This window comes from Citricoccus sp. CH26A (assembly GCF_000224415.1).
Taxonomy (GTDB): Bacteria; Actinomycetota; Actinomycetes; order Actinomycetales; family Micrococcaceae; genus Citricoccus.
In genome coordinates, this window is record NZ_AFXQ01000012.1 from 50,118 (window position 1) to 67,756 (window position 17,639).

Annotated in this window: 20 protein-coding genes; 12 read left to right on the top strand and 8 right to left on the bottom strand. The window is 72.0% G+C overall.

The annotated features are described in order from the left end of the window. Window position 1: 1 nt before the first annotated feature. On the top strand, window positions 2-784 hold the full coding sequence (locus CITRI_RS0108970; protein ID WP_010144412.1) for an SCO1664 family protein: 783 nt from the start codon (window positions 2-4) through the stop codon (window positions 782-784). Here the strand turns inward: CITRI_RS0108970 and CITRI_RS0108975 are convergent, their stop codons facing one another. Continuing rightward, window positions 785-1,591, bottom strand: a complete 807-nt coding sequence (locus tag CITRI_RS0108975) for a SurA N-terminal domain-containing protein (RefSeq protein WP_010144414.1) — start codon at window positions 1,589-1,591, stop codon at window positions 785-787. 194 nt (window positions 1,592-1,785) lie between these two features. Here CITRI_RS0108975 and CITRI_RS0108980 point away from each other — a divergent pair, with 194 nt between their 5' ends. From CITRI_RS0108980 to CITRI_RS0109000, 6 genes are all read left to right on the top strand, one after another. After that, window positions 1,786-2,166, top strand: coding sequence for a helix-turn-helix transcriptional regulator (locus tag CITRI_RS0108980; RefSeq protein WP_010144415.1), 381 nt, complete (start codon window positions 1,786-1,788; stop codon window positions 2,164-2,166). 32 nt (window positions 2,167-2,198) lie between these two features. Next, window positions 2,199-2,987 carry an SRPBCC family protein gene (locus tag CITRI_RS17095; RefSeq protein WP_010144416.1) on the top strand — a complete coding sequence of 263 codons (789 nt, stop codon included), beginning with the start codon at window positions 2,199-2,201 and terminating at the stop codon, window positions 2,985-2,987. Continuing rightward, window positions 2,894-3,172 (top strand): SRPBCC domain-containing protein, encoded by a 279-nt coding sequence (locus tag CITRI_RS20610; protein ID WP_083843393.1) that lies wholly within the window; start codon window positions 2,894-2,896, stop codon window positions 3,170-3,172. Before CITRI_RS17095 ends, CITRI_RS20610 begins: the two co-directional genes overlap by 94 nt. 19 nt (window positions 3,173-3,191) lie before the next feature. Then, on the top strand, window positions 3,192-4,001 hold the full coding sequence (locus CITRI_RS0108990) for an alpha/beta fold hydrolase (protein WP_010144418.1): 810 nt from the start codon (window positions 3,192-3,194) through the stop codon (window positions 3,999-4,001). A gap of 241 nt (window positions 4,002-4,242) precedes the next feature. Then, window positions 4,243-4,590, top strand: a complete 348-nt coding sequence (locus tag CITRI_RS0108995; protein WP_010144419.1) for a hypothetical protein — start codon at window positions 4,243-4,245, stop codon at window positions 4,588-4,590. Between the two features lie 47 nt (window positions 4,591-4,637). Next, on the top strand, window positions 4,638-5,567 hold the full coding sequence (locus tag CITRI_RS0109000; protein WP_029139176.1) for an NADP-dependent oxidoreductase: 930 nt from the start codon (window positions 4,638-4,640) through the stop codon (window positions 5,565-5,567). 56 nt (window positions 5,568-5,623) lie between these two features. On the opposite strand, the gene CITRI_RS0109005 is transcribed toward CITRI_RS0109000, so the two are convergent. Then, the gene (locus tag CITRI_RS0109005; protein ID WP_010144421.1) at window positions 5,624-6,103 is read right to left on the bottom strand and encodes a pyridoxamine 5'-phosphate oxidase family protein; all 480 of its coding nucleotides are present in this window, start codon (window positions 6,101-6,103) and stop codon (window positions 5,624-5,626) included. A gap of 143 nt (window positions 6,104-6,246) precedes the next feature. On the opposite strand from CITRI_RS0109005, the gene CITRI_RS0109010 reads away from it, so the two are divergent. Continuing rightward, window positions 6,247-7,860: an SDR family oxidoreductase gene (locus CITRI_RS0109010; protein ID WP_010144422.1), complete on the top strand. Its 1,614-nt coding sequence runs from the start codon at window positions 6,247-6,249 to the stop codon at window positions 7,858-7,860. On the opposite strand, the gene CITRI_RS0109015 is transcribed toward CITRI_RS0109010, so the two are convergent. Next, window positions 7,815-8,654 (bottom strand): patatin-like phospholipase family protein, encoded by an 840-nt coding sequence (locus CITRI_RS0109015; RefSeq protein WP_237709029.1) that lies wholly within the window; start codon window positions 8,652-8,654, stop codon window positions 7,815-7,817. The genes CITRI_RS0109010 and CITRI_RS0109015 overlap by 46 nt on opposite strands. Window positions 8,655-8,776: 122 nt before the next feature. Continuing rightward, window positions 8,777-9,685, bottom strand: coding sequence for a macrolide 2'-phosphotransferase (locus CITRI_RS0109020; RefSeq protein WP_010144425.1), 909 nt, complete (start codon window positions 9,683-9,685; stop codon window positions 8,777-8,779). Window positions 9,686-9,852: 167 nt separating this feature from the next. On the opposite strand from CITRI_RS0109020, the gene CITRI_RS0109025 reads away from it, so the two are divergent. Further along, the gene (locus CITRI_RS0109025; RefSeq protein ID WP_040386218.1) at window positions 9,853-10,287 is read left to right on the top strand and encodes a VOC family protein; all 435 of its coding nucleotides are present in this window, start codon (window positions 9,853-9,855) and stop codon (window positions 10,285-10,287) included. 55 nt (window positions 10,288-10,342) lie between these two features. On the opposite strand, the gene CITRI_RS0109030 is transcribed toward CITRI_RS0109025, so the two are convergent. Both CITRI_RS0109030 and CITRI_RS0109035 read right to left on the bottom strand, forming a co-directional pair. Beyond that, window positions 10,343-11,407: a DUF808 domain-containing protein gene (locus tag CITRI_RS0109030; protein WP_010144427.1), complete on the bottom strand. Its 1,065-nt coding sequence runs from the start codon at window positions 11,405-11,407 to the stop codon at window positions 10,343-10,345. A gap of 177 nt (window positions 11,408-11,584) precedes the next feature. Continuing rightward, window positions 11,585-12,544, bottom strand: a complete 960-nt coding sequence (locus CITRI_RS0109035) for a diaminopimelate dehydrogenase (protein WP_010144428.1) — start codon at window positions 12,542-12,544, stop codon at window positions 11,585-11,587. A gap of 308 nt (window positions 12,545-12,852) precedes the next feature. Here CITRI_RS0109035 and CITRI_RS0109040 point away from each other — a divergent pair, with 308 nt between their 5' ends. After that, complete coding sequence (locus CITRI_RS0109040; RefSeq protein WP_237709030.1) at window positions 12,853-13,437, top strand: PACE efflux transporter; 585 nt, start codon at window positions 12,853-12,855, stop codon at window positions 13,435-13,437. Between the two features lie 33 nt (window positions 13,438-13,470). On the opposite strand, the gene CITRI_RS0109045 is transcribed toward CITRI_RS0109040, so the two are convergent. After that, window positions 13,471-14,370, bottom strand: coding sequence for a patatin family protein (locus tag CITRI_RS0109045; protein ID WP_010144430.1), 900 nt, complete (start codon window positions 14,368-14,370; stop codon window positions 13,471-13,473). Window positions 14,371-14,401: 31 nt separating this feature from the next. On the opposite strand from CITRI_RS0109045, the gene tpx reads away from it, so the two are divergent. After that, window positions 14,402-14,902: a thiol peroxidase gene (tpx, locus tag CITRI_RS0109050; RefSeq protein ID WP_010144431.1), complete on the top strand. Its 501-nt coding sequence runs from the start codon at window positions 14,402-14,404 to the stop codon at window positions 14,900-14,902. Between the two features lie 10 nt (window positions 14,903-14,912). Then, window positions 14,913-16,274, top strand: coding sequence for a S1C family serine protease (locus CITRI_RS17100; protein WP_010144433.1), 1,362 nt, complete (start codon window positions 14,913-14,915; stop codon window positions 16,272-16,274). A gap of 4 nt (window positions 16,275-16,278) precedes the next feature. Here CITRI_RS17100 and CITRI_RS0109060 read toward each other — a convergent pair whose 3' ends face one another. Further along, on the bottom strand, window positions 16,279-17,595 hold the full coding sequence (locus tag CITRI_RS0109060; protein ID WP_010144435.1) for an MFS transporter: 1,317 nt from the start codon (window positions 17,593-17,595) through the stop codon (window positions 16,279-16,281). Between the last annotated feature and the right edge of the window lie 44 nt (window positions 17,596-17,639).

The following is a 17,639-nucleotide window of genomic DNA, read 5'->3' on the forward strand; positions in this document are numbered from 1 at the left end:
CGTGTCCGCCGACGTGTCCCCCGATCCCGCGGGAGCACCGCGCGTCCCGGACGTGGACCTGCTGCGGCGCGGGGAGATCGAGCTGCTGGGCCGGATGGTGAACAGCAGCAACGAGACCTTCCTCGCAGAACTCACCCTCGGGGAGGTGCAGCACTGGGCGATCTACAAGCCCGAGCTCGGTGAACGGCCGCTGCGGGACTTCCCGCCCGGGCTGCACCGCCGGGAGAGCGCCGCCTTCCTGCTCAGCGAGGCGCTCGGCTGGGGTCTCGTGCCGCCCACGGTCGTGCGCGAGGAGGCCCCCTTCGGCGTCGGGTCGCTGCAGTTGTTCATCGAGCACGACCCGGACCGGCACTACTTCGTCCTGCTGGACGGCGCCGCGGACGCGGTGGCGCTCGCGGGACCGGCCGGCCCCGAGGACCCCCTCGCCGTGGTCGACCAGTTGCGCCGGCTGGCCCTGTTCGACCTCGTGGCCAACAACGCGGACCGCAAGGCCGGGCACGTGCTCGCCGGGACGGACGGGCGCCTGTGGGGGATCGACCACGGACTGTGCTTCGCCGCCGCGTACAAGCTGCGCACGGTGATGTGGGACTTCGCCGGTGAGGAGATCGACCCCGGTCTGGTGGCCGACGTCGCCCCGCTCGCCGAGGAGGTGCCCGGGGAACTGGCGGACCTGCTCCACTGGCGTGAGGCCGATGCCCTGCAGGCGCGGGTCCGTCAGCTGCTCACCGCACCGCGGTTCCCGCAGGACCCGAGCGGGATGCGCTTCCCCTGGCCGCTCATCTGATCAGAGCCTGACCTCCACGTCCGCGTCCTTCTTCAGCTCCTCCATGCGCTGCATGATGGCCTCGTTCTGCTTCTGTGAGGTGACCTGCTGCTCGAGCTGCGGCTTGGCCTCCTCGAAGGACGGGGTCTTGGCGGAGGGGCTGGCCCCGCTTTCGCCCTCCTGACCGCCGTCCTGACCGCCGCCCTGTTGCTGGGAGGCCACGGCCTGGTCGTAGAGGGCCTTCAGTTCCTTCTCGGTGGGCTTCGGGACGTCGATCTCCTCGATGGCGGCCGTCATGAGCACCTGCTTCCGGGCATCGGAACGGACCTGGTCCTCGGCGAAGCCCCGTTCCTCGTAGGCCGCCATGAGCTCGTCGACGGAGCCGAGCTGCTGGGACTTCGCGGTCTCCTCCAGCAGGGCGTCGACGTCCTCGTCCGTGGCCTCGTGCCCGCCGGCCTCGGCGTCCTGGACCAGCAGCTCGCTGCCCACCATGGAGTCCAGGGTCTGCTTCTTCAACGCGTCCTGGTCGAGTTCCTGGCCGGACATCTGCGCCTGCAGGGCCAGCTGCTGGAACTGGGACTCGTAGACACCCGAGAAGTCCTTCCCGGAGATCTCTTCACCGTTGACGGTGGCGACGACGTTCGGGACGCCCTTCAGATCGGGCTCCGGCATGGCCTCCTGACCGTTCTCGGGTGCGGCCTGGCTCGCACTGGCCGCCTCGGTGGAGGCCGTGCCGGCGGTGGTGGGTTCGGCATCCGCGCTGCCACAGGCCCCGAGGGCGAGGAGCGAGCCGACGAGTGCGACGCTGGTGAGCAGTTTCCTCCGCATGAGGATGACCGTCCTTTCTGGAGATGGCCCGGGCACCGTAGCAAGCCACGCTGGGCGTCGCAGTCAGGAAGCGGTCAGCACGCGCACAGACTCGGGTGACTCCGGCCGGGCCGGCAAGGGTTGACGCCGCGGAGGCCACGCCTTAACGTACAACCATCCGGTTGTATATCTGACCGGCACACCAGGAGGCCACGGTGGGCGATGACACGTCACTGACGCTGAGCGACGACGAGGTGGACCGGATCTTCCGGGCGCTCGCCGATGCGACGCGGAGGGACATCGTCCGGCGGACCCTCACGGAGGAGATCACCGTCTCCGCCCTTGCCGCCGCGTACGAGATGTCGTTCGCGGCCGTCCAGAAGCACGTCTCCGTCCTCGAATCGGCGGGACTCGTGCACAAGAACCGACACGGCCGCGAACGCCTCGTCCGCGGCAACCCCGACACCCTGCGCAAGGCCCAGCTCCTGCTGGATCAGTACGAGGAGCTCTGGCGCCGGCGGATCGACCGCCTGGACGCGCTGCTGGCCGGTGACCCGGCCGGTGGGCCGCCCGCGGACCCGGCGGCCCCCGCCTGACCCCGGCCTCGCCCCGACTGGAAGGCACCGACATGCCTGTCATCGACGTCACCAAGGATCCCAGTGCCCTGACCATGACCATCGTGGCCGAGTTCCCCGTCCCCGTCCGCCGGCTCTGGGACGCCTACGCGGACCCGCGCCAGCTGGAGCGGTTCTGGGGCCCGGTCGACTGGCCGGCCACCTTCACCCGGCACGACCTCTACCCCGGCGGGGAGTCGCACTACGTCATGACCGGCCCGGACGGGCAGCAGGCCGGTGGGTACTTCGAGTACCTGGCGGTGGACCCCGGCCGCTCCTTCGAGGTGCTGGACGGCTTCCGCGCCGAGGACGGGTCGAAGGACCGGCAGATGCCGACCATGCGCATGGTCTTCACCTTCGAGGAGACGGACGCCGGCTCCCGGGTGACCACCACCACCCACTTCGACTCGTCCGAGCAGCTCGAGCAGCTGCTGGGGATGGGCATGGAGGAGGGCACCCTGTCCGCCATGGGCCAGATGGACTCCGTCCTGGCCGACCGGCGGTCCTTCGCCGCGGGACAGCCGGTGCGCACCCAGCTGATCGGGGAGGACCGGGCACGGCTCAGCCGGGTCGTCCACGGCTCCAAGGACCGGGTCTGGCGTGCCCACCACGACCCGGAGCTGCTCACGCGGTGGCAACTGGGTCCTGACGGCTGGTCCATGCCGGTCTGCGAGGTCGGCACCGCAGTCGGGGACACCTACCGGTACGAGTGGGAACAGGAGGGAGGGGGAACCGGTTCGGCTTCACGGGTGAGGTCCTGGAGATCGAGGCCCCGCACCGCGTGGTCACCACGGAGTCGATGACCGGCCAGGACGGCCCGCCAGTGGTCAACGAGCTCACCCTCACCGAGGTCGAGGGCGGCACCCTGCTGTCCCTGCTCATGACCTTCCCCGAGGGTGCGCGCGAGACCGTCCTGGGCACCGGCATGGCCGACGGCATGGAGGCCAGTTACGCCCGGCTCGAGTCGGAGGTCCTCACCGCCGCCTGAGCTCACCTAGGCTCAAGCTGTGGCTGACATCCAGACGACTTCCCTGCACACCACCGCCATCGGCGACCACGGTGACCGCGTGGTCTTCCTGCACGGCCTGTTCGGGCGCGGCAAGAACTTCACCCGGATCGCCAAGGACCTGGCGCCGGACTACCGGAGCCTGCTGGTGGACCTGCCCAATCACGGGCAGTCCGACTGGACGGACACGGTGGACTACCGGCAGATGGCGGACTCCCTGGCGCAGACCCTGCGCGAGGGCTTCGCCGCGCAGGGCCCGGTCGCCGTCGTCGGGCACTCGATGGGAGGCAAGGTGGCGATGGTGCTGGCACTGCGCCACCCGGACCTGGTCTCCCGGCTGGTCGTGGTGGACATCGCGCCCACCCAGGCCGGGGGCGCCGAGGGCGAGTTCGCCCACCTGCTGGACAGCCTGGCCGCCGTGGACCTGTCCGCGCTCCAGCGGCGGTCGGACGCGGACGAGGCCCTCAGGGAACCCATCCCGTGGGACACCACCCGGTTGTTCCTGCTCCAGAACCTGCGCAGCGGACGGGACGGCTTCCACTGGGAGCCGAACCTGGAGCTGCTGAGGTCCAGCCTGGACGCGATCGGCGGCTTCCCGGACACCGGGGACGCGGCCTACGACGGGCCGGTGCTCTGGGTGGCCGGCGGCCGGTCGGACTACGTCCGGGACGAGTACGCCCCCATCATGCGCGGGTTGTTCCCCAGGACCCACCGGGTGACCATCCGCGAGGCCGGCCACTGGGTGCACTCGCAGGAGCCGGAGAAGTTCGTCGAGGTGCTGCGCGGGTTCCTCCAGCACACCGGGGCCTGATTCCGGCTCGCCACGGAGAGCGGCTCTCCGCGATCGACTGCCCCGACGCCGTCTGGCTGGACACACCCGTGGCGCTGCACGGCGAGCACCTGACGCCACCGGCCTTCCCCCGGTGAGTCGCTCACGCCCGGGCCGTTGCACCCCGTGCCCCAGGTCCCGGCAGGGGCGGCCTAACGTGTCCGTGCCCGGTCCTACGGTGGTCTCGTCCCACGGAAAGACCACTCACCCACCCGAGGTCGTCATGACCACCCCTACGACCACCCCGACCCCCCTGCTGACCGCCGACTACCGCACCGCCGAGGCGTTCACCAGCTGCGGGGCCAGCTATGACACGCTGGCCGCCGTGGCCACCCGCCTGGCCATCCTGGCCATCGAGGACACCCTGAACGACCCCAGCGAGGAACGCACCACCGAGCGCATCACCCTCGTCGAGCACCTCATGCGGTTCGCCAACGCCCACGGGTCCACACGGCCGGCCGCGGCCGTCCGGCAGGCCATGGCCAGCATGCTGTATGCCATCGGGCAGCCGGGCACGCCGGTGCTGTCCATCCTGGAGGAACTGCACATCGCCACCTCGCACACCCAGTGAGGCCGGTGGGACGGAATAGCCGCCCCCGATCCATGGTTGCGCCCGGTATGCGAGCAATGACGTATTCCCAGTACGGAGACAACGGTGTCCTGGAGATGACCGACCTGCCCCGGCCCAAGGTGGGCCCCGGTCAGGTCCTGATCCGGATCAGGCGGTCCTCGGTCAACCCGGTGGACTGGAAGGTGATGTCCGGTGGCCTGGACACGATGATGGACGCCCATTTCCCGGTGGTGCCCGGCTGGGACGTGGCGGGCGTCGTCGAGGAGGTGGGGCCCGACACCCCGGAGTTCAGCCCGGGCCAGCGGGTCGCGGCCTACGCCCGCAAGATGGTCGTCTCTGGGGGCACCTTCGCCGAGTACGTGACCGTCCCGGCCGAGTTCGCCGCCATCATCCCCGAGGCCGTGACGGACGACGTGGCCGGGGCGCTGCCCCTCACCGGGCTGACCGCGCGCCGTTCCGTCGACGCGCTGGCCCCCACGGCCGATGACACCGTGCTGATCCACGCGGCCTCCGGCGGGGTCGGGTACCTGGCCTGCCAGCTGGCGGTGGCCACCGGCGCCCGCGTGATCGGTACCGCCTCCGAGGCCAACTTCCCGAAGCTGGAGGCCCTGGGCGTGGTCCCGGTCAGGTACGGCGAGGGGCTCCTTGAGCGCGTGCGCGAACTGGCCCCGGACGGCGTCCAGGCGGTCGCCGACTTCTCCGGCGCCGAGGGGGTCCTGGAGACGACCCTGGCGGTGCTGCGCGACGGCGGCCGGCACGTGTCCATCGCCGACCCGGCCGTGGAGGACCACGGCGGGCGCTGGCTGTGGGTGCGCCCCGACGGCGACGGTCTCGCGGACCTGCTGGCGCGGGTGGAGCGGGGAGAGCTGACCCTGGACATCGACCGGGTCCTGCCCCTGGCCGAGGTCGCGGAGGGCTTCCGACTCAGCCAGTCCGGCGAGGCCCGGGGCAAGATCGTGATCGACGTCGAGCGCTGAACCGCCGGCCGGCGCCCGCGAGAGCGCGGGGCCGGCCGGCGGTCGCGGTCACCGGTTCAGAGCTGGACGGTGGGGTTGTCACCGGGCCGGGCCGGCTGCCCCGTGACCTTGCCCCGCACCATCTCGAACGCCGTGGCCGCCAGCCCGGGGGAGTCCCAGTACTCGGCGGTGTCCGGCTCGACCCTCAGGAGCACGACCTGCGGGTCCTCCGGTGAGGCGTCGCCGTAGAACGACTCGGTCGCCTTGCTCCAGTACTCCTTCTGGCGCTCGACGTCCCGCACCACCGTGGCCGTGCCGGACACGGAGGCCCAGAAGCCCTTCTCCGCCACGGTCACGTTCACGGCCTGGCCGCCGGTCGTCTCCGCGATCTTGGGGCTCGTCAGCCGGGTCAGGAACCACAGGGCATGGTCGTCGTCGACCTCCTGCAGGGCCATGGGGCGGCTGTGGATCCGCCCCTCGTGCGTGGTGGTCAGCATGCATACGCTGGTGTCCGCCAGCTTCTCCAGCAGGGTCTTGACGGGATCCTTCGTGCTCATGGGCTCTCCTTCGGTTGCGGTGTCCCTGCAGTCCAGCAGACGGGCACGGGGCTTGAACAGTGGCACGCCCGTGCCGGGACCGGACGACCGGCGCGCCCGCGCCACCGGTACCGCCATCGCAGGGCTGCGGCTAGCGTGGGTCCATGAGCCAGCACGCCGAGCAGCGACCCGCCTCCTCCGACCCCGCCGACCAGGACCTCCCCGACTCACCCCTCGGCCTGTCCCTGCCGGACGGCGCGGGGCGCCGGGTGCTCGTCACCGGTGCCACCGGGTACGTGGGAGGGCGCCTGGTCCCGGAACTGCTCGCCGCCGGGTTCACCGTGCGGGCCACGGCCCGGCACCTGGACGACCTGGCCTCGCGGGACTGGTACGACGCCGTCGAACGGGCCGAGGCCGACCTGCAGGAACCCGACCAGGTCCGCGAGGCCATGCGGGACGTGCACACCGTGCTGTACCTCGTCCACTCCATGGGCAGGGGCGATGACTTCATCGACCGTGAACGGCTCATCGCCGAGACGGTGGCGCAGGCCGCGGCCGACGCCGGCGTCCAGCAGGTCGTCTTCCTCGGCGGCCTGCACCCGGACAAGCCCCTGGAGGACCTCTCCGACCACATGCGCTCGCGAGAGCAGGTCTCCCGGATCCTGCTCGCGGGCACCGTCCCGGCCCTGGTGTTCGAGGCCGGGGTCATCATCGGCTCCGGGTCCGTGTCCTTCGAGATGATCCGCCACCTCACGGAGCGGCTGCCGGTGATGCCCGGCCCGAAGTGGCTGGACAACCGGATCGAGCCGATCGCCATCCGGGACGTGCTCTACTACCTCGCCCACGCCTGCGCCCTGACCGCGCCGGTCAATCGCGCCTTCGACATCGGCTGCGGGACGAGCCAGCCGTTCAAGACGATGATGTCCGACTACGCGGAGGTGGCCGGGCTGTCCAAGCGCACCATCTTCGCCACGCGGCTGCCGGCGCCGCGGCTCTCCGGGTTCTGGATCGGCATGGTCACCCCCATCCCGCGGGGCATCGCGATGCCCCTGGCAGCGTCCATGGCGGAGGACGCGGTCACCGAGGAGCACGACATCGCGGCCCTGATCCCCGACCCGCCCGGCGGTCTCACGCCCTACCGCGAGGCCTGCCGGCGCGCCATCGCCCGCCAGCTCGCCGGGGACGTCCCGGCCACGTGGGACGACGACGTCCTGGCCGTGCGGGACCCCGCCGAACCGCTGCCCTCCGATCCGGAGTGGGCCGGCCACACGGTGTTCACCGATGTCCGCCAGCGCGACGGCGAGGCCTCACCCCACGCGGTCTGGCGCGCCATCGAGGCGATCGGGGGGACCACCGGGTGGTACTCGACGCCCGTGCTGTGGCGGATCCGCGGGGTGATGGACCAGGTGCTGGGCGGCTACGGGATGGCCCGCGGCCGGCGGGACCCGGGCCAGCTGAAGGTCAACGACCACGTGGACTGGTGGCGCGTGGAGGCGATCGAGCCGGGCCGGCTGCTGACGCTGCGGGCCGAGATGAAGACGGGTGGACGGGCCTGGCTGCAGCTGGGCGTCGAGGCGCGGGAGAGCGGTGGGTCGAGGTACCGCCAGCGCGCCGTGTTCATCCCGCAGGGGATCCTGGGACGGCTCTACTGGCGGGCCATCCTGCCGTTCCACGCGCTCGTCTTCCCGGCCATGGCGAGGAACATCCTGGCCGCCGCCCAGGAGATGGACGATCAGAGCATGACGCCGCGGTCCAGGGCGGTCGAGGTGGCCGCGTAGGCCAGCTCGGCCCGCTCCACGGTGTGCTCGAGGGAGACCATGGACTTCAGCCCGCGCACGTTCGGGCGGCCGCCGGTGGGCAGGACGTGGACGGTGACGCCGTCCGGGACGTGCTCCAGCGCGTGCGTGAAGCTGTGGCGGCGGGAGATGGCCAGGGAGACCCGCAGGGTGTCGAGCATCGACGTCGGGACGGTGAGCTCCCGGTCCAGCTGGCCCGCCTGCAGCACGTAGATGGTGGTGGCGCCGCGGCGCACCGCCTGGCCGAGGGGCACCGAGGCGACCAGGCCGCCGTCGAGGTAGTGCTCACCGGCGATCTGCGTGGGAGGCAGGAGGCCGGGCACCGTGGAGGAGGCGACGACGGCCGGCACCAGCAGGCCGGAGTGGAACGCCTGCTCGCAGGCGCGTTCGATCGAGGTGGCGACCGTGATGAAGGGCAGCTCGAGGTGCTCGATCCGGGCGTCGTTGGGGAAGTGCATGCTGACCAGGTCCCAGAGCGGCTGCGCGGAGAGGGTGTGGGTCCGGCCCCGCAGCACCCGTCCGGCCTGGCTGAGCCAGGACTGGCCGTAGATGGCGCGCGCCTCGTCGGTCTGCCACATCTCGAGGAGTTCGTGCGCCACGTCGGGGTGGGGGTTGCGGGCGACGACGGCGCCGTTGAGGGCCCCGACCGAGGTCCCCACGATCATGTCCGGGGTGATGTCCCGCTCCAGCAGGGCCCGCAGCTGTCCCACGTGCACGGCACCGCGTACGCCACCGCCGGCCAGCACGAAGGCCGTCACCGGTCTGTTGGTCTCCACGCCGCCATGGTAGACCGCCCACGCGAGGCGGCGTCACCGTTGGTGGCTGGACGGCGTCCACGGGGTGAACGGCCCGTGCCGGGCCGACCGGGCGGTCCGTGGCCAGGGTCCGCCCTGCCGGGTCAGCCCGCGGGGTTCAACTGTGCCGCGGCGGCCTGGCGGTGCTCCTCAGTGCCGGTGTCCAGGGCGAAGACGCCGTAGGCGACGGGGCTGGCGGAGATCAGCTCGGCGCAGTGCTCGGCCAGCCGCGGCCACACCCGGCCACCGCGTTCCGTGTAGCGCTGGAGCGTCACGGCGAAGGCCTGCGGTGGGGCCGAGGCGTGATGGAAGGCGAAGTCCCGGGCGGGGTCGTCCACGGCCGCCGTCGTCCAGTCCAGGACCGCCGTGATGCGCTCGTCCACCACGAGCGTGTGCGCGGGGTAGACCTCCCCGTGGGTGAGGACCGACCACTGCGGCCAGTAGCTGTCCTCGCCCAGCCAGGCGCCCCACCGGTCCCGGAGGCCCGGTGCCACCTCGAACTCGGCGACGACCCGGTCGATGTCCGTCCGCCACGCCTGGCGCACCTCGGCCGGGCTCCGGGTCCGCACCCCGGCGCCGGCGGCCTCGGCCGGGTCGATGCCGTGCAGTTCGGCCAGGAAGTCCCCGAGGGACCGGGCGTAGCGCAACGAGGCCGTGTCCAGGTGCCAGACCGGGGTGCCGTCGTCGTCGAGGGTCAGCCCGGGCTCGCCGCTCAGCAGCGGATAGGCGATCAGGTCCGGTCTGCTGATCCGCCAGTCCGGGACGGCCGGGGTCAGGTGAGGGGCCACCAGGCGCAGGGTCAGGGCCTCGTCCCGGGCCCGGGCGGTGGCGTCCGGGCGGCGGGGGATCCGCAACACCCAGTCCTGGCCGGCGGTGTCCCGGGCGATCGCCACGCGGAAGTCGAGGCCCATCTCGTTGACCCGGATCGGGCCGTCGTCGAGGGTCAGCCCGGCCGAGGCCGCCAGGGTACGGATCGCGGTCCCGGTCATCTCCGAGGGGTCATCGGTGGCCATCGGCACAGTCTAGGACCATCCTCCTCCGTCGTGCTGCGCAGGATCGGAGATGCGCCGCCGGGCCGGCGGCAGGGAAGCTGGAGCCACCCATTCCGAGGGCTGACGCGGCGGTCCACCCAGAACCGGCCCGGCCCCGACCGGCACCCGCCGAGCACAGGAGCATGATCATGAGCAAGAACCTGGCCACCTACATCTCGCTGCCTGGGACCACCGCGGAGGCCTTCGAGCACTGGCACGAGGTCTTCGGGGGCGAGCTGGAGATCATGCGCTACGGGGACATGCCGGCCATGGAGGGCATGCCCTTCACGCCGGACCCGCAGTCCGTGGCGCACGTCACCCTGAGCCTGCCCGGTGGCGAGCTCGCCGGCGGTGACGTCATGGACGAGAAGGAGTACCCGCTGCGGGACACCGCGTACTCACTGCTCTACACGCTGGAGAGCACCCAGGAGGCCGAGTCGGTCATCGAGCGGCTCGTGGACGGCGGCGGCTCGGTGGGCATGCCCTTCGAACCGGCCCCGTGGGGTGGCTGGTACGGACAGGTCTTCGACCGCTACGGGGTGATGTGGGCGTTCAGCGTGGACGGTGAGACGCCCCAGGCCTGAACCCATCACGGGTCCCGGGGCCGTCCCGTCCTCAGTGCGAGAGTCCGGACTGGCCTCAGTGCGAGGGACCGTCGGCCCCTCCGGCGCCGGGTCGCGGGTCCCGGTCGGCGGGACGGTGGCCGGCGAGCGCGGCACGGAGGTCACCCTCCTCGTGGTCGACCGTGCCCTCGCCGGTGGCGGTGCCCTTGCCGAAGGGCAGGACCTTGAGCAGCGGGTGCAGGATCGCCATGACCACCAGGCCCCAGGCCAGGCCGAGGATGGCCGAGCAGATCGTGTTCACCAGCCAGGCCAGGAACCCGCCGACCGCGGGAAGGCCCGCGAACGGGGACTCCAGCACGTGGACCAGGTCGTAGGGTGCGTGCCAGCCGAGGTCGTAGGCGCCCTGGAGCATGATGTGGCCACCGACCCAGAGCATGGCGATGGTGCCGATGAAGGTGATGAAACCGAGGACGGCCGGCATGCCCTGGACCAGCAACCTCCCGAACCGCTGGGTGCCGGCAGAGTCCTTGGTGGTCAGGTGCAGGCCGATGTCGTCCATCTTGACGATCAGCCCCACCGCGCCGTAGACGATCACGGTGATGGCGATCGCCACGACCACCAGGATCAGGGCGCGGACCCACAGGGACTCGTCGGCCACCTCGTTCATGGAGATGACCATGATCTCGCAGGACAGGATGAAGTCGGTGGTGATGGCACCCTTGATCACCTTGTCCTCGGCCGCGGGCCCCCGCTCGACGGCCGGGGTCTCCTCGGGGCCGTGGTGACCGCGCACCTTGTGCCAGACCTTCTCCGCGCCCTCGTAGCAGAGGTAGGTCCCGCCCAGCATGAGGATGAACGGGATGAGCCAGGGGATGAAGGCACTGATCAGCAGCAGGGCGGGCAGGATGACCAGCAGCTTGTTGCGCAGCGAGCCCCAGAAGATCTTCTTGATCATGGGCAGCTCGCGGGACGGGTCCGCCCCGGAGACGTACTGCGGGGTGACCGCGGCGTCGTCGATCACGACGCCCGCGGCCTTCGTGCCGGCCTTGGCGGCGCCGGCCGCGACGTCGTCCAGGGAGGCGGCCGCGATGCGGGCCAGTGCCGCGACGTCGTCCAGCAGGGCGACGAGGCCCCCGCTCACCGGGTGCCCCCGTCCTGTGAGGACTGGCCGGGCCGGCGGTCATGGACACGGGTCTCGCTCGTGATCGGCATGTCCCGAGCATACGACGGCGGCCGTCCAGGCGGGTGCGGAACGGTGATCCCCCCGCCGGGTCCGGTCCTCCCGCCGGGCGCGGCCGGCCCCCACGGCCGGAGCGGCTCAGACGTCGCGGCGGATGAGCTCCTCCAGCGGGGTGGGGGAGAGCAGGTAGGGCGCGACCTCGAGCACGGTGAACGCACCGGTCCTGCCCTCGGCCCGCAGGCGGGCGGCGGCCCGCCCGTAGGCCACCTGGGAGGCGGCGGTGAAGTCGGGGTTGCTGCCGAGCTCGAGGGCGAACTCGATCGAGCTGCGGGACCCGCCGAGGTCCCCGGAGGTGATGACGTGCCCGCCGTGCGGCATGCCCCGGTGGTCGCGCTCGAACTCCTCCTCGGTGATGAAGTTCACGGTGGTCCGGTACGGGGCGAAGTAGTCCGGCATGGTGGTGATGGCCTCGGTGATCGCCGCGTGGTCGGCCTCGTCGGCCACCACGTAGCACTCCCGTACGTGCGCGGAGGCGCCGGTGATCTCGGCGCCCCGGCCGGCCTTGGCCTCCTCGATCGCCTCCTGGCTGGGGATCGTGTACTGCACCGCGCGCTGGACGCCGGGCACGCGCCGGACGGCGTCCGAATGGCCCTGGGACAGTCCCTTGCCCCAGAAGGTGTTCTGCTGGGCGTCCGGGAACAGCGCATCGGCCAGGGTCCGGTTCAGCGAGAACAGTCCGGGATCCCAGCCCGTGGAGACCATCGCCACGTGACCGCCCGCGCGGGAGGCGGCGTCCATGGCCCGGTAGTGGTCCGGGACGAGCTTGTGGTTGTCATAGGTGTCCACCGTGGTGAAGTGCCGTGCGTAAGCGGTGGCCTGCTCGGGGATGTCCGTGGCGCTGCCCAGGCACAGGAACAGCACGTCGACCGCGTCCGCGTGCTCGGCGGCACTGGCCGCCGGCAGGACCGGGGTGTCCGTGTCCAGGCCGCTGCGCCGGGAGAAGATCCCGACCAGGTCCATGTCCGGCTGGAGCCGCACGAGCTTCTCCACGCTCCGGCCGAGGTTGCCGTACCCGACGATGGCGGCCCTGATGGTCATGTGCTGTCCTCTTTCCACGATGTGCTGCGGTTGCGGTGCTGCGTCCGTTCCGACCGACCCGGCCGGGGACCGCGGCGCCGGCGATCCCCGACATCCTAGGCCGCGGGTGACGCCGCCGCGGGCGAGGGACCGTCTCGTCGTCTCGCGTGACGGGGCCTTGCTAGACTGGGGCCACGGCGCCGTCGAGGCCGTCCGGGTCGGGGGTGTCCCCCGTCGACCGGGGACGGGACCTGTGCGCCGAGCATCCGATTCCATGGACGCGAAACCGGCAGAGGACTTCCCATGGACAGAACCATGGAGGAGTACCCATGCCCGCGAGCCCACGCCCCGATATGCCTGTCGACGCCGCCGAGGCGCCCGGTGACGCACCCGGCGCCGCACCCGCCGAGACGCCCGGTGGCCGGGCCCGCCGGCACACCGGCGAGGTGCCCGCGGCCCCGGGCGGCCGTCCCGCCCTCGTCGGCCGGCGCGTCTTCTCGTCGCCGATGCGGCGCCGGGTGGCCTATGCCGTGGTCTTCGAGGCCCTGGCGATCGTGTTCACCACCCTGATCCTGGCCGCCCTGGGCAACCCCGCCGGTTCCAGCGCCGTCGTCGGGGTGGTGTCCTCGGTCGTCGCCCTGCTGTGGAACATGTTGTTCAACACCCTGTTCGAGTGGTGGGAGCGGCGCTCGGGGCACACCGGCAGGCCCCTGTGGATGCGCCTGCTGCACACGTTCCTGTTCGAGGCCGGGCTCGTGGTGGTCCTCGTGCCGGCGGTGGCGCTGATCCTGCAGGTCGGCCTCTGGGAGGCGTTCCTCTACGAACTGGCGCTGATCATCTTCTTCCTGATCTACAACGCCGTCTACGCCTGGTGCTTCGACCGCGTCTTCGGCCTGCCCGACTCCGCGCAGTAGCCCGGTGCGGGGCACCGGGCTGCCGCGGCCATCTCAAGCGTCGACGGCCGGCAGGCCCAGGAAGTCCCGGATCGCGGGGATCTCGCGGCGTGCCTGGGCCAGCCCCGCCTCGTGGGAGGCGCGCAGCCTGGCCACGTTCCGCTCCCCGTTCGAGACCGGCATCCGCTCCGGGACGAAGAGGTAGGCCTTGCCCTGGCGCTCGAGGTCGAAGAGCCGCTCCCGGGTCTGGTTGTACCGCGTCCATCGCGTGAGCAGCGCCTCGGCGATCGCGGGGTGCCTGCGGAAGTAGCGCAGGTAGAACCGGGGGAAGCGTTCGGGCCCCTTCACGTAGTCCCGCTCGCGGGTGAGCACCGCCAGGAATCGCTGGTGCCCGGCCTCCTCGGCCGCCGACACCGGGATGCCGCCGTCCGGTCCCAGCGCGCCGTCCACGTAGGTCCGGCCGTCCAGGTGCACCGGGGGCATGAGCACGGGCATGGTGGAGGACGCGCGGACGCGCACCATGAGGTCCTGGATCGCCGGGGTGTCCTGGCGCCCCCACCACACCTGCTCGCCGGACTCGGCGTCGAAGGCCCCGATGCGGACCGTGGCCGGGTTCGCGCAGTAGGTCTCCCAGTCGTACGGCAGGGCCTGGTCCGGCAGCCCGGTCTCCTCATAGATGTACTTCGCGTTGAACAGCCCGTCGCCCCGCACGAACGTCCTCCAGTTGCCGAACTTCGGGTCGGCCGCGAAGTCGACGAAGGAGTGCCGTGCCCGCCAGGCGTCCCGCGCGAGGTAATTCGCGGTGTTGGAGGACCCCGCCGAGATCCCGGCCACGAAGTCCAGGTGGATCCCGGCCTCCAGCAGGGCCACCACCATGGCCGAGGTGTAGGAGGCCCTCATGCCGCCGCCCTCGAAGAGCAGCGCGGTGTCGGTGACGTTGCTGTGCAGTTCCACGTCGACAGCCTAAACGGCTAGGTTTGAACGCATGGCAACCACAGCATTCAAGTCCACCCCCGTCAGCACCGTCGGCGAACTCCCCGCCGTCGGGTCCTCCGCCCCCGCCTTCGAGCTCACCGGTTCCGACCTGTCGCCCGTCTCGCTCGAGTCGCTGGCCGGCCGCACCGTCATCCTGAACGTCTTCCCCTCGCTGGACACCGGCGTGTGCGCCGCCTCCGTCCGGAAGTTCAACGAACTGGCCGCCGGGCTCCAGGACACCACCGTGGTGGCCGTCTCGGCCGACCTGCCGTTCGCCGCGGGCCGGTTCTGCTCCGCCGAGGGCATCGACAACGTCGTCACCGGTTCCGTGTTCCGCTCGAGCTTCGGCCAGGACTACGGCGTGACCCAGGCCGATGGGCCCATGGCCGGGCTGCTGGCCCGTGCGGTCATCGTGATCGACCCCCAGGGCACCGTGGCGTACACCGAGGTGGTCCCGGAGATCACCACCGAGCCGGACTACGACGCAGCGATCGCCGCCGCCCGCGCCTGACCGGAGCACGGTGAACGACCCCTCCGACCCCCGGGATCCCGGTCGCGACGCGGCCGGGGTCCCGCCCTATCCAGGCCGGCCCCCCGCCGTCGGGCCGGTCTTCCCCGTGCCCGGGCAGTACCCGGCCCGGGGGGCACACCGGCCGCACGGGCACCACGCCGGTGCCCACCAGCACGTCCCGTACGGGCAGTACCCGCACCACCAGTTCCCCTCCGGCCGGCCGCCCCGCCGCCCCCGCCGCGGCGCGTACCGCCTGATCATCGCCACCGGGGTCACGGGGGCCCTCATCCTCGCGGGCGGGGTCACCGTGCTGACCGTCCAGGAGATCCGGGACATCGTCGCGGTCCAGGAGGGGGAGACGGCCCGGCCCGCCGCGGAGGGGGAGTCCCTGGGGGAGACGCTGCGGCACGCCCACGACGGCATCCGGGTGGACTGGGCGGCCGGCCCGAACCTCGACGAGGCCGGCCTGGACGTGGGCCGCAAGGTCACCGAGGCGCCGGGCGTGCTGATGGTGGACACCCGGCTCATGTCCGGCATCGGCACCGGCACCGGGATCGTGCTCAGCGGGGAGGGACTGGCCATCACGAACTACCACGTGGTCGAGGACGCCTCGGAGGTCACCGTGACCGTGGCGGACACCGGTGAGACCTACGACGCCGCCGTGCTCGGGCGCGACTCCCTGCACGACGTCGCCGTCCTCCAGATCGAGGACGCCCCGGACCTGCCCACGGCGTCGATCGACCCGGAGGTGCCGCGACTGGGGGACCGGTCCGCGGCCGTCGGCAACGGCGGAGGACAGCGGTTCCTCACGGCGGTGACCGGCGAGGTGACCGCCCTGGGCGAGTCCATCGTCGCCTCCTCCGGCGTGCCGGACGACTACTCCCGGCTGACGGGCCTGATCGAGACCAGCGCCGACGTCGTGCCGGGGTACTCGGGCGGGCCGCTGGTGGACGGTGCCGGCCAGGTGGTCGGCATCACCACCGCCGCCTCCCAGGGGGAGGACGCGGAGGCCGTGGACGGCTACGCCATCCCGGTGGCCACCGCGCTGGAGATCGTGGCCCAGGTCCTGTCCGGGGAGGAGACGGACACCGTCAGCATCGGCGTGGACGGGGCCCTGGGGATCACCGTGCAGACCGAGGGCGGGGCCGCGGTGGTCAGGGAGGTGTCCCCGGGATCCTCCGCGGAACGGCTCGGCCTGCGGGTCGGGGACACGGTGCACGCCGTCGACGGGCACTCGGTGGTCTCGGCGGCCGAACTGTCCGAGATCGTCAACGACCACAACGTCGGAGACATCGTCTCCGTGCAGTGGACCACCGTGGACGGCCAGGAGCGCGCCGGTGAGATCGACCTGCAGGCGGCCGTGGTGTACTGACCGCTCAGCCGGCCAGCTCGTCGTCCACGAAGACCCGGCCGGAGACGCGCAGCCCCGCCACCGCCATCACCACGCCGGAGGCGGCCAGCAGGACCAGGACCAGCGTCCAGTCCTCGAGTCCGGCGTGGAGGAAGCCGACGGCCAGGGGCCCCAACGCCGCCAGGATGTAGCCGAAGGGCTGGACGAATCCGGAGAGCCGGGCGGTCACGTGGGGATCGCGGCTGCGGGCGGGGATGAGCGAGATCGCCGTCGGGAACGCGAAACCGCCGGCGCCCAGCAGCACCGACCACAGCCAGGCACCGGCCACGGGTGCGACCAGCAGGCCGATGTACCCGGCCGCCGTGAGCAGTCCGAAGCCCAGCATCCACGGTGCGAGCGTGCGGGAGCGCTCGATCACCGTGGGCATGACCAGCCCGCCGATGATGCCCATCCCGGCGATGACCGCCGTCAGGGAACCGGCGAGGTTCGCATCCAGGCCTGCGTCCCGGTAGACCTGGGGCATCCAGCCGAACTGCACGTAGGCGTTCATCGCCTGCACGCCGAACAGCACCATCAGGGCGACGGCGGTCGGCGACGAGGTCAGGCTCCGGTCCGGGTGCTCGCGGGGCGGGGCCGTGGGGAAGTCGTGCCCGGTGCGGCGGGCGACGACCAGCCACAGCACCAACGGGACGAGGGCCATCAGTCCCCAGAACCCGAGGGAGTAGCGCCAGCCGTCCGCGGGGTCGCCCAGGGCGCCCGCGAGACCGGCCATCGGTGCCGCCAGCCCCGAGCCCGCCGAGCCTCCCACGGTCAGGAACATGCTGTAGAGCGTCATCAGGACCACCGTGTGCCGGCGGCCGTGCCGCTTGACCCACGCCGGGACCAGGACGTTGCCGACGGCCATCCCGGCCAGGGCCAGCGCGGTCAGTGGCACGAACGCCCAGACCGAGCCGGAGGCCGGGCGCAGCAACAGCCCCGCGACCACGAGCACCAGGCCCAGGGCGATGGTCAGGGACAGCCCCGCGCGCCGGCCCATCCGCACGGCGAGCAGTCCCACCACCCCGAACATCAGCCCGGGCAGCGCGGTCAGCACCCCGGCGACGCCGCCGTCGATCCCCAAGGACGCCGAGACCTCGGCCAGGACCGGCCCCAGGGAGGTGGCGCCCGGGCGCAGGTTGGCCGCGATGAACAGCACGGCCAGCACCGCCAGGACGATGCCGACGGTCCCCTGACGCGCAGGCCGACCCGCGCCCACCGCCGGTGCCGGCTGCGGAGCCCGCCCCTCGTCGGCCGGGAGCTCGGGGGCGGTGCGTGCGTCGGCGCCGGGGTCACTACTGGTCATGGACCAGTTCTACACCGTTCGTCGCCGCGGGTCCGTGCGGGGGC